This is a genomic window from Caulobacter sp. AP07 (assembly GCF_000281955.1).
In the GTDB taxonomy this organism is placed as follows: domain Bacteria; phylum Pseudomonadota; class Alphaproteobacteria; order Caulobacterales; family Caulobacteraceae; genus Caulobacter.
Map to the genome: position 1 here is coordinate 1 of NZ_AKKF01000061.1, position 10,136 is coordinate 10,136.

Annotated in this window: 10 protein-coding genes and 2 pseudogenes; 10 read left to right on the forward strand and 2 right to left on the reverse strand. The window is 68.3% G+C overall.

Going from position 1 to position 10,136, the window contains the following annotated elements; translation table 11 throughout:
• Positions 1–288 (reverse strand): annotated as a pseudogene (locus PMI01_RS04620) (hypothetical protein); the annotation flags it as partial.
• Positions 289–511: 223 nt separating this feature from the next.
• Here PMI01_RS04620 and PMI01_RS04625 point away from each other — a divergent pair.
• The 10 genes from PMI01_RS04625 (at position 512) to PMI01_RS04670 (ending at position 9,992) form a co-directional block, all read left to right on the forward strand.
• Entirely contained in the window at positions 512–982 is a 471-nt protein-coding gene (locus PMI01_RS04625; protein WP_007663786.1) for an Lrp/AsnC family transcriptional regulator, read from the forward strand.
• A 134-nt stretch (positions 983–1,116) separates the two neighbouring features.
• On the forward strand, positions 1,117–2,322 hold the full coding sequence (locus tag PMI01_RS04630) for a saccharopine dehydrogenase family protein (RefSeq protein WP_007663788.1): 1,206 nt from the start codon (positions 1,117–1,119) through the stop codon (positions 2,320–2,322).
• A 12-nt stretch (positions 2,323–2,334) separates the two neighbouring features.
• On the forward strand, positions 2,335–3,507 hold the full coding sequence (locus tag PMI01_RS04635) for a carboxynorspermidine decarboxylase (RefSeq protein ID WP_007663790.1): 1,173 nt from the start codon (positions 2,335–2,337) through the stop codon (positions 3,505–3,507).
• A 317-nt stretch (positions 3,508–3,824) separates the two neighbouring features.
• The gene (locus PMI01_RS04640) at positions 3,825–4,946 is read left to right on the forward strand and encodes a pyridoxal phosphate-dependent aminotransferase (protein ID WP_007663792.1); all 1,122 of its coding nucleotides are present in this window, start codon (positions 3,825–3,827) and stop codon (positions 4,944–4,946) included.
• A gap of 14 nt (positions 4,947–4,960) precedes the next feature.
• Positions 4,961–6,022 carry a 4-hydroxyphenylpyruvate dioxygenase gene (gene hppD / locus PMI01_RS04645; protein WP_007663796.1) on the forward strand — a complete coding sequence of 354 codons (1,062 nt, stop codon included), beginning with the start codon at positions 4,961–4,963 and terminating at the stop codon, positions 6,020–6,022.
• 167 nt (positions 6,023–6,189) lie between these two features.
• Positions 6,190–7,473, forward strand: coding sequence for a homogentisate 1,2-dioxygenase (gene hmgA, locus PMI01_RS04650; protein ID WP_007663799.1), 1,284 nt, complete (start codon positions 6,190–6,192; stop codon positions 7,471–7,473).
• A 27-nt stretch (positions 7,474–7,500) separates the two neighbouring features.
• Positions 7,501–8,508 (forward strand): fumarylacetoacetate hydrolase family protein, encoded by a 1,008-nt coding sequence (locus PMI01_RS04655; protein WP_007663803.1) that lies wholly within the window; start codon positions 7,501–7,503, stop codon positions 8,506–8,508.
• A complete protein-coding gene (locus PMI01_RS04660) occupies positions 8,508–8,888 on the forward strand; it encodes a Rieske (2Fe-2S) protein (protein ID WP_007663807.1) in 381 nt (126 codons plus the stop codon). The genes PMI01_RS04655 and PMI01_RS04660 overlap by 1 nt, the downstream gene beginning before the upstream one ends.
• 124 nt (positions 8,889–9,012) lie before the next feature.
• On the forward strand, positions 9,013–9,213 hold the full coding sequence (locus PMI01_RS04665; RefSeq protein WP_007663811.1) for a hypothetical protein: 201 nt from the start codon (positions 9,013–9,015) through the stop codon (positions 9,211–9,213).
• A gap of 287 nt (positions 9,214–9,500) precedes the next feature.
• Positions 9,501–9,992: a GNAT family N-acetyltransferase gene (locus PMI01_RS04670; RefSeq protein ID WP_238537004.1), complete on the forward strand. Its 492-nt coding sequence runs from the start codon at positions 9,501–9,503 to the stop codon at positions 9,990–9,992.
• A gap of 55 nt (positions 9,993–10,047) precedes the next feature.
• On the opposite strand, the pseudogene PMI01_RS26955 reads toward PMI01_RS04670, so the two are convergent.
• Positions 10,048–10,136: pseudogene (locus tag PMI01_RS26955) on the reverse strand (flagellin); the annotation flags it as partial.

Sequence of the window (10,136 nt, forward strand, 5' to 3'; positions counted from 1 at the left end):
CGCGGCGGCCGCCGCGTCGGTGGCGCTGTCGACGGCCTTGTCCGCGGCCGCGGTGGTCTTTTCGGCGACCTGGTCCGCGGCGGCGGCGGTCTTGTCCATCGCCTTGTCCGTCGCCGCCGCGGTCTTGTCGGCGGCCGCGTTGACGTTGGCGGCGGTGTCCTGGGCGGCCGAGGCGGCCGCGGTGGCGGCCTGGTCGGCGGCGGTGGTGGCGTGTTCCTCGGTCTTCTGCGAGCAGGCCATCAGCGACAGGCCGGCAAGCGAAGCGGTGATCATCAGAGCAAGGCGCATGGGGTTTTCTCCGTGGGTGGCGGGACGTTGGTCGGCCCGGCGGTGTCCAAGGCTCGGTTTGGCGCTTGGTGTCGTGGAGGCGATCGGGCCTCACGGTCTCAACGCCCAGGAGTGGATTTAGGCTCCGGCGGGCGGCGGATACCGGCCTGAAGGGTGTGTTCCCGGCCGGGCGTTCCCGCTATCCTCGTCACATCCTGCCAAGCGATCCGGAAAAACGGTCACGATGAAGCTCACCCGCGCCGATCGAAAGATCCTCGAGATCCTGCAACAGGACAGCGGGGTCACCAATGTCGAGCTGGCCGAGCGGGTAGGGCTGTCGCCCAGCCCCTGCCTGCGGCGGGTCAAGCAGCTGGAGGCCTCGGGGCTGATCAGCGGCTATGTGGCGCTGCTTGACCGCCGCAAGGCCAAGCTGGACCTGCTGGCCTATGTCGAGGTGCAGGTCGACCGCCACAGCGAGACCGCCGCCGAGGGCTTCAAGGAGGCGGTGCTGCGCGAGCCCCTGGTGGTCGGCTGCCACGCCATGACCGGCGGCTACGACTACCTGCTGCGGGTGGTGGCCCCCAATCTCGACGCCTATGCCGACTTCACCATGAAGCGCCTGCTGAAGATGCCGGCGGTCAAGGACATCCGCTCCAGCTTCGTCCTGGAGACCATCAAGGACGCGACGGCCCTGCCGCTGGACTACCTGGAATAGGGGGCGGAGCGGGCCAGACGATTGGAACGTTCATCAAGGGCGGTTAGCGAACCTGTAGTCCTCGTGATAAGACCCCCGCCCCTCGTGAAGGCGGCTATGCTGCACGAGGCTGTCAGGCGTTAGGAGAAGCCCAAATGAGCAGGGTTCTGGTTATCGGCGCGGGCGGCGTCGGTTCGGTCGCGGTCCACAAGATGGCGATGAACAACGACGTTTTCTCGCACATCACGCTGGCGAGTCGCCGGAAATCCAAGTGCGACGCCATCGCGGAATCGGTGAAGCAGCGCACCGGCGTGACCATCGATACGGCGCAGCTGGACGCCGACGACGTCGCGGCGACCACGGCGCTGATCCGGGCCGTCAAGCCCGGTGTCGTGGTCAATCTAGCGCTGCCCTATCAGGATCTGGCGATCATGGACGCCTGCCTGGCGGCCGGCGTGAACTATCTCGACACCGCCAACTACGAGACGCGCGAGGAGGCCAAGTTCGAATATAGCTGGCAGTGGGCCTACCAGGACCGCTTCAAGGACGCCGGCCTGATGGCCCTGCTCGGCAGCGGCTTCGACCCGGGCGTGACCTCGGTGTACGCCACCTACACCAAGAAGCACCTGCTGGACCGGATCGACACGCTCGACATCCTGGACTGCAACGGCGGCGACACCGGCCTGCCGTTCGCCACCAACTTCAATCCGGAAATCAACATCCGCGAAGTGACCGCGCCGTCGCGGCACTGGGAAAACGGCCAATGGATCGAGGGGCCGGCGCTGTCGCACAAGCAGGTGTTCGACTTCGACCAGGTCGGCCCGAAGAACATGTACCTGATGTACCACGAGGAACTTGAGTCCCTGGCCAAGTTCTACCCGGAGATCAAGCGCATCCGCTTCTGGATGACGTTCGGCGACTCCTACCTCAAGCATCTCGACGTGCTGCAGAACGTGGGCATGACCCGGATCGACCCGGTGATGTTCCAGGGGCGCGAGATCATTCCGATCGAATTCCTCAAGGCCCTGCTGCCCGAGCCGGCCTCGCTGGGTCCGATCACCAAGGGCAAGACCAACATCGGCACCATCGCCACCGGCGAGAAGAACGGCCAGCCCAGGACGGTCTACGTCAACAACGTCTGCGATCACGAGGAAGCCTATGCCGAGACCGGCAACCAGGCCGTCAGCTACACGACGGGCGTCCCGGCGATGATCGGCGCGGCGCTGATGCTGACCGGCCAATGGAAGGGCGCGGGGGTCTTCAACATGGAGCAGCTGGACCCCGATCCGTTCATGGACATGCTGAACCGGCACGGGCTGCCCTGGCAGGTCCGCGACCTGGCGGCTCCGCTCGCCTTCTGATCGGTCCGGGACATGGAAACCAAGGCGGCCGGCCCCGGCGCATTCGCACGATTTGACCTGAACCGCGTCCCGTCGCCCTGTTTCGTGGTCGACGAGGCTGCGGTGCGGCGCAACCTGGCCATCCTCAAGGACGTGGGCGACCGGGCGGGCGCCAAGGTCCTGCTGGCGCTCAAGGCCTTCTCGATGTGGTCGCTGGCCGACCTGGTCGGCGAGTATCTCGACGGCGTCTGCGCGTCCGGGCTGTGGGAGGCGCGGCTGGCGCGCGAGCACTATCGCGGCGAGCTGACGACCTATTCGCCCGCCTACCGGCGCGAAGACCTGCCCGAGATCCTGCGGCTGTCCGACACGGTGATCTTCAATTCGCCCGACCAGATCGCCCGGTTCGCCGACCTGATCGCGGCGGCGCGTGGTCAAGGCGAGGTGTTCGAGATCGGGCTGCGCCTGAACCCCGAGCACAGCGAGGCCGAGGTGGCCAAGTACGACCCGTGCCAGATGGGTTCGCGGCTGGGCTTTCCGGTGTCCCAGCTGCGCCCGGAGCATCTGGAGGGCGTCGACGGCCTGCACATCCACGCCCTGTGCGAGCAGGGGTTCGAGCCGCTCCAGCGCATCTGGGCGTCGCTGGAACCGAAGCTCGGGGGGATGCTGGCCCAGGTGAAATGGCTCAATCTGGGCGGCGGCCATCACGTCACCCGCGCCGACTACCAGCGCGAGGACCTGATAGCCTTCCTGGCCCGGATCTCCGAGCGCCACGGGCTCGAGGTCTATCTCGAACCCGGCGAGGCGATCGCCCTGGACGCCGGCATCCTGGTCGGCGAGATCCTCGACACCTTCGACAACGCGCTGGCCGTCGCCATCACCGACATCTCGGCGACCTGCCACATGCCCGACGTCATCGAGGCGCCCTACCGGCCGGCGATGCTGGATGAGGCCGAAGCGGGCGTCGTGGTCAGGATCGGCGGCCCCTCCTGCCTGGCCGGCGACATCATCGGCGACTACGTCTTCCAGGCCCCGCCGGCCCCGGGCCAGCGCATCGCCTTCCTGGACCAGGCGCACTATTCGATGGTCAAGACCAACACCTTCAACGGCGTGCCGTTGCCGGCCATCGCGCTGTGGAACAGCCAGACCGACGCCCTGAGGCTGGTTCGACAGTTCGACTACACGGACTTCCGCGACCGCCTTTCCTGAGCGGTTCCGGGCAAGGATCGGGGACATGCGCATGCGCATGTCCCCAGCCGTGAAATCACCTCAGCCTGTCATCCCGGACAAGCGCGTAGCGTGCCGATCCGGGACCGACGCGTGAGCGCCGCGTTTCCGGCGGTTCCGGATCTTCGCTGCGCTACGTCCGGGATGACAATCCTAAAGATTGGTCTCGGCAAGTCGATAACTTGGCGTTCAATTGGCATAATATGACCATTTGTGGATAAATCACGGTCATCATCGCCACACACCGTCGCCGCGAACGTCCTATCCTGCCGCGTCCCTGGTTCGCGGAGCGTTGGCGCATGCTTGTTGTCGATCAAAAGTCCCTGTCGCCGGCCGTCATCTCGCCCGTGCGTCCGGCCCTCGAAGGCGTCAGCGCCTACAAGGCCGGCATGACCCTGGCCGAGGCCGGCCGCCTGGCGGGCCGCGCCGACCTGTCCAAGCTGGCCAGCAACGAGAACCTGCTGGGCTGCAGCCCCAGGGTCGCCGACGCCGTCCAGGCCGCCCTGGCCAGCCCGGAAATCTATCCCGACCCCTATTGCGAGACCCTGCGCGCCGCGATCGGCGCGCGGCTGGAGATCGATGCGGGCCGGATTGTCATGACCCCGGGCTCCGAAGCCCTGATCGACTACCTGTTCCGCGCCGTGCTGCACCCGGGCGACAGCATCCTGCTGAGCTCGCCGACCTTCCCGGCCTATGGGATCTTCGGCGGCTGCGCCGAGGCCGTGCTCGTCGACGTGCCGCGCCTGGCCAATTTCGACCTCGACGTCGAGGCCTTCAAGGTCGAGGCGGCCAAGGGCCCCAAGCTGCTGGTGCTGTGCACCCCCAACAACCCGACCGGCAACGCCCTGTCCGGCGTCGACATCGGCGAGATCCTGGCCGTCACCCCGCGCTCGACCGTGGTGTTCGTCGACGAGGCCTACCGCGAGTACCATGAGGCCTTCGACACCCTGGCCCTGCTGAAGGCCTGGGGCGGGACCTGGGTCTCGGGCCGCACCTTCTCCAAGGCTTATGGCCTGGCCGGCATGCGGGTGGGCTACGGCATCTGCTCGTCGGTCGAGCTGGTCGGCTACCTGGACCGCATCCGCCCGCCTTTCAACGTCACCGCCATCAGTCAGGCCGCCGCCCTGGCCGCCTGGGACGACCAGGAGCATCTGGAGCGCACCGTCGCCCTGACCATCGCCGAACGTGGCCGGGTCGAGGCGGTGCTGGACGCCATGGGCGCCCCGCGCACCCAGAGCGCCGCCAATTTCGTCTTCCTGCGCAGCCCGGCCGGCGCCGAAGCCACGGCCACGCGTTTGTTGTCGGAGGGGCTTATCGTACGCCCCACGCCGGTGCCCGGCGGCTGGGTGCGGATCACCATCGGCCGCCCCGCCGACAACGACCGTCTGATCGCCGCCTTGCCCGCCGCCCTCGCTCTCTGACTTCGGAGCCCGTCATGACCATCACCGTGCAAAACCCCCTCGGCCTCCACGGCTTCGAGTTCGTCGAGTTCACCAGCCCCGATCCGGCCGCCATGAAGGGCCTGTTCGAACAGCTGGGCTTCGTGGCCGCCAGCACCCATCCGACCAAGGCCGTGACCCGCTACAAGCAGGGCCGCATCAACCTGCTGGTCAACGAGGAACAGACCGGCCAGGTCGCCGAGTTCCGCGCCGCCCACGGCCCGTCGGCCAACGGCATGGCCTTCCGGGTCGAGGACGTCGACCAGGCGTTCGCCGAAGCCCTGAAGCGCGGGGCGGTGGCGGCCGACGCGTCGAAGACCGTGCTGGGCGAAGGCGCCAAGGTGCTGGAAGGCATCGGCGGCTCGATGCTCTACCTCGTGGCCGGCGAAGGCTCGATCTACGACAGCTGGACGCCCGTGCCCGGCGCGGCGGAGGCCGAGGCGGCCAACAATGTCGGCCTCGACCTGCTCGACCACCTGACCCACAACGTCAAGCGCGGCCAGATGCGCACCTGGTCGACCTTCTATCGCGACGTCTTCGGCTTCGAGGAGCAGAAGTATTTCGACATCAAGGGCCAGGCCACTGGCCTGTTCAGCCAGGCGATGATCGCGCCCGACAAGGCTATCCGCATCCCGCTCAACGAGAGCCAGGACGACCAGAGCCAGATCGAGGAGTTCATCCGCCAGTACAACGGCGAGGGCATCCAGCACCTGGCCCTGACCACGCCCGACATCTACGACACGGTCGAGCGGCTGCGGGCCCGCGGCGTCAAGCTGCAGGACACCATCGAGACCTATTACGAGCTGATCGACAAGCGGGTGCCGGGCCACGGCGAGGACGTCGAGCGGCTGCGCAAGAACCGCATCCTGCTGGACGGCAATGTCGGCGAGGAAGGCCTGCTGCTGCAGATCTTCACCGAGAACCTGTTCGGGCCGATCTTCTTCGAGGTCATCCAGCGCAAGGGTAACGAAGGCTTCGGCAACGGCAACTTCCAGGCGCTGTTCGAGAGCATCGAGCTGGACCAGATCCGCCGCGGCGTGATCACCGTCGAGGCGTAGCCGTCTCTCTCGAATTCCCCTTCCTTGTCATCCCGGCCGAAGCGTAGCGTAGAGCCGGGACCCAGGGGACCGGGCCAATGCGGTGCGGCCGCCCTGGGTCCCGGACAGCCTCTGCGAGGCTTCCGGGATGACAACGATAAAATGGCCAGAGGGTCACGGAAGCGCTCATGGACCTCCACTACCAATCCGGCTTTGGCAACAGCTTCGCCACCGAAGCCGTGCCCGGCGCCCTGCCGGTCGGCCAGAACTCGCCGCAGACGCCGCCGTTCGGGCTGTATGCCGAACAGCTGTCGGGCACGGCCTTCACCGCGCCCCGGCACGAGAACCGCCGCAGCTGGCTCTACCGCCTGCGGCCCAGCGCCGGCCACGGGCCCTATGCGCCCTACGTCCAGGAGCGTCTGAAGAGCGGCCCGTTCGACGCCGCCGCCCCGACCCCCAACCGCCTGCGCTGGGACCCGCTGGAGATTCCCGCCGAACCCGTCGATTTCGTCGACGGCCTAGTGACCCTGGCCGGCAACGGTGACGTGGCGACCCAGCAGGGCATGGCCACGCACCTGTACCTGGCCAACCGCTCGATGACCGGCCGGGTGTTCCAGAACGCCGACGGCGAGCTGCTGATCGTGCCGCAGCAGGGGAGCTTGCGCCTGGTCACCGAGCTGGGCCGGATCGACGTGGCCCCCGGCGAGATCGCGGTGATCCCGCGCGGCGTGCGGTTCCGGGTCGAGGTCTCCGGCCCGGTGCGTGGCTATGTCTGCGAGAACTACGGCCAGGCCTTTCGCCTGCCGGAGCTGGGACCGATCGGCTCGAACGGCCTGGCCAACAGCCGCGACTTTCTCACGCCCGTCGCCGCCTTCGAGGACGTCGACGCCCCGACGCAGGTGATCCAGAAGTTCCAGGGCGGCCTGTGGGCCGGGACCTGGGACCACAGCCCGCTGGACGTGGTCGCCTGGCACGGCAATTTCGCGCCCTACAAGTACGACCTGGCCCGGTTCAACACCATCAATACGGTCAGTTTCGACCACCCCGACCCGTCGATCTTCACCGTCCTGACCGCGCCCAGCGAGGTTCCGGGCACGGCCAATGTCGACTTCGTGATCTTCCCGCCGCGCTGGATGGTGGCCGAGCACACCTTCCGGCCGCCGTGGTTCCACCGCAACGTGATGAGCGAGTTCATGGGGCTGGTCACCGGCGCCTACGACGCCAAGGCCGGCGGCTTCTCGCCCGGCGGGGCGTCCTTGCACAACGCCATGAGCGATCATGGCCCCGACGTCGCCAGCCACAAGGGCGCCACGGAGGCGCAGCTGAAGCCGCACAAGATCGACAATACGCTGGCCTTCATGTTCGAGAGCCGCTGGGTGATCCGCCCGACGAAGTTCGCGCTGGAGACTTCCGAACTTCAGGCCGACTATGACGCGTGCTGGACGGGCTTCCCGAAAGCCCGGCTGCCTTAGGTCAACGACAACAAAGAGGAAGCGCCCATGAAGCTCGCGTCTCTGAAGGGCGGCCGCGACGGCCGGCTGGTGGTGGTCTCCAACGACCTGGCCTGGTTCACCGATGCCGGAACGATCGCCCCCACCCTGCAAGCCGCTCTCGACGATTGGGAGCGCTGCGAGCCGATGCTGCGGGCCCTGGCCGCCAGCCTCGAGGACGGCGGCGTGCCGCAGGAACGGTTTCATGAGCGCGAGGCCGCCAGCCCGCTGCCGCGCGCCTATCAGTGGGTCGACGGCTCGGCCTATGTGAACCACGTGCAACTGGTGCGCCAGGCCCGCGGGGCCGAGATGCCCGAGAGCTTCTGGACCGACCCGCTGATGTACCAGGGCGCCTCCGACGGGTTCCTGGGGCCGCGCGACGCCATCCCGCTGGCCGACCCGGCCTGGGGCGGCGACCTGGAGGGCGAGGTGGCGGTGATCACCGGCGACGTGCCGCTGGGCGCGACCCGCGACGAGGCCCTGGCGGCGATCCGCCTGGTGATGCTGGTCAACGACGTTTCCCTGCGCGCCCTGATCCCGGCCGAGCTGGCCAAGGGCTTCGGCTTCGTGCAGTCCAAGCCGGCCAGCGCCTTCTCGCCGGTCGCCGTCTCGGTGGACGCCCTGGGCGACGCCTGGAAGGGCGGCAAGCTGTCGGGCGCGCTGCTGGTCGAGCTGAACGGCAAGGCGTTCGGCCGGGCCGACGCCGGGGCCGACATGACCTTCGATTTCGGGACCCTGGTGGCCCACGCCGCCAAGACCCGGGCCCTGGCGGCCGGCACCATCGTCGGCTCGGGCACGGTGAGCAACCGCGACGCCGATGGCGGCCCGGGCAAGCCGGTGGCCGAGGGCGGCCTGGGCTATTCGTGCCTGGCCGAGGTCCGCACCGTCGAGACCCTGCAGACCGGCCACCCCAAGACCCCTTTCCTGAAGGCCGGCGACACCGTCCGCATCGAGATGCGCGACGCCAGGAGCCACACGATCTTCGGCGCCATCGAGCAGACGGTGGCCTCTTCCTGATGAGCGACGCGCCGGGAGAGGTGGCGGTCGGACGGGTCTGGACGACGCCGGCTGGCGTCAAGCTGGGCCCGCTCGACCAGATCGCCGACCCCGGCGCCCGCAACTACGTGCTGCAGATCGGCGACAAGCGCTTCCACGGCTTCGTCGTGCGGCGCGGCGGCGCGGCGTTCGGCTATGTCGACCGCTGCCCGCACGCCGGCCTGCCGCTGGCCCAGGTGCTGGACCGCTACCTGACCGAGGACGGCGGGCTGATCGCCTGCTCCTGGCACGGGGCGCTGTTCGAGCCCGAGACCGGCGCCTGCGTTGGCGGACCCTGCGTCGGGGCGCGGCTGTCGCCGTGGCCGGTGACGGTCGAGGACGGGCGGATCGTCACGGCCTAGGCGCGTGCCATTTTTGTTGTCTGCACGAAATCTCCATCGCCCTTCCGCCGCTCCTGTAACCCTCGGCCACCATCGCGCGACGGCCGGTCCCTAGTCTTGGCTCCCACAACACGGAGCCCGACCCATGCCCTACGACCAGATCCAGGTGCGCGACTACGCCGTGGTCATCCACGCCGGCAACGACGAATGGACCTGGCAGGTGATGGATTTCGACGCCCGGATCGCCGCCAGCGGCCTGGCGCCGGATCGCGAGAGCGCCTGGCGCAGCGGCCTGTTCGCGGCGGGGGCGGTCGGCGCCTTGGCGAGGATCGGCCGGCGTGGGTAACGCGCAAAAGAAAGGCCGCCTTCGCAGGAGAGCAGAAGACGGCCAAAGTCGCATAGGAGGAAACGCCCAGAAGGGCTGAGACCTCTATAGCCGAACCTAGCAAACGTGACAACGTTGTCATGCGATTTATTTCGCGCGACGCGGAAATGTGCCGTTTCGACCGGTCGCGACGGGTTGGCGCGGTCGGGCCGCGTCGCCAAGTTCGGGGGACCGCCAGAGGAGCCGTCACCTTGAGCCTGAACCTGCGTCTCGCCTCGCCCGAGGACCTGCCCGCCCTGCGTGAGCTGATGAACGCCGCGATCGGCGAACTCCTGACGCCGTTCCTGCCGCCGGACGAGGTGGCCGCCTCGTTCGAGATCATGGGGCTGGACAGCCAACTGGTCGCCGACGGCACCTATTTCGTGGTCGAGCATGACGGGACTCTGGCCGGCTGCGGCGGCTGGAGCCGGCGGGCGACGCTGTTCGGCGGCGACCACTCGGCGGGCCGTGACGCGGCCCTGCTGGACCCGGCCCGCGACGCGGCCAGGGTGCGGGCGATGTACACCCACCCCGACCATGTCCGGAAGGGCGTCGGGCGGCTGATCCTCGACGCCTGCGAGGCGGCGGCGGCGGGGGAGGGCTTCACGCGTTGCGAGATGGCCGCGACCCTGGCCGGCGAGCCGCTCTACCGCGCCTGCGGCTACCGGGAGATCGAGCGGTTCTCGGCCTCGACCTCGCGCGGGGTCGAGGTGCCGCTGGTACGAATGGGCAAGGCCCTGCCGGGCGCCAATCCCCAATAGAAAAGGGGCGGGTCCGAAGACCCGCCCCTCTGACGCTTACTCGGTACGCTCAGGCTTAACGGAACAGGCTGAGGATCGACGAAGACGACTGGTTGGCGATGGAGAGCGCCTGGATGCCCAGCTGCTGCTTGGTTTGCAGCGACT